Source organism: Alicyclobacillus sp. CIJ1 (genome assembly GCF_057538885.1).
Genome location: NZ_BAAJPH010000087.1, coordinates 1 through 399, shown reverse-complemented (window position 1 = coordinate 399; position 399 = coordinate 1). Strand labels below are relative to the sequence as shown.

The 399-nt window shown below is 58.4% G+C and carries 1 protein-coding gene; it reads right to left on the bottom strand.

Annotated elements, in window-relative coordinates; all coding sequences use genetic code 11:
- On the bottom strand, positions 1 to 399 hold a 399-nt coding region (locus tag AC27E8_RS06580; RefSeq protein WP_487111390.1), incomplete at both ends, for a hypothetical protein.

Sequence of the window (399 nt, the reverse complement as noted above, 5' to 3'; positions counted from 1 at the left end):
CAGGCCCCGAAATGCGATCCACACCGTCTGCCACCCACGCCTGAGCCTCGTAATTCCCCGGCGTCAGGTAACTCGCGGAAAACGTATCCGTGTACGTTCCCTGACTTCCGACTTCATTCTGCATCTCGGAAATGTCACTGAATCCTGTCCCCGCGAGCCACTCCGTCTGCCCAGTGCCGAGATTCGTGATCTCCACCGCGTCATAGTGATAGTTCGCGAGCGAACTCCAGAGCGGCACGTTGACGTTGAACGTCAGCGTGACGTTTGTGCCCTGCACCTGTGCCGTGAGGCTCTGGGCAGTAGGTGGCTTGGACGGGATCACGTAGAATGTCGAATGCTCGATCGGATCATTCCCGTAATAGTTCCCGGTCGGCGTCACAACACCCCCGGATGGATCCA